General features: G+C 45.1%; 1 protein-coding gene. It reads left to right on the top strand.

Annotated elements, in window-relative coordinates:
- Positions 1 to 24: 24 nt before the first annotated feature.
- Positions 25 to 273, top strand: a 249-nt coding sequence (locus tag CWC02_RS20555) for an aldo/keto reductase (RefSeq protein ID WP_171043885.1), incomplete at its 3' end; no start/stop codon positions are given.

The following is a 273-nucleotide window of genomic DNA, read 5'->3' as shown; positions in this document are numbered from 1 at the left end:
AGTAGCGATTAACTAGGATGTATTATGCTTTATAGCCGACTTGGGAGAAGTGGTATTGATGTATCTCGTGGTTGCTTAGGTAGCATCACATGGGGTATGCAAAACAACAAAGCCGATGCCGATGAACAAATCCCCTATGCGTTAGATAAAGGCGTTAACTTTATTCAAACCGCCCAAATGTATGCCGTTCCACCTTCTCCTGACACCTACGGTAAACCAGAAGAGATCAACGGTAATTGGTTAGCGCGCAAGAAAGCCAACCGCGCTCATCTT

Origin of the sequence: Pseudoalteromonas sp. S2721, from assembly GCF_005887425.1 — a bacterium.
GTDB classification, from domain to species: Bacteria; Pseudomonadota; Gammaproteobacteria; order Enterobacterales; family Alteromonadaceae; genus Pseudoalteromonas; species Pseudoalteromonas simplex.
This window is presented reverse-complemented; position numbering and strand designations above follow the sequence as displayed.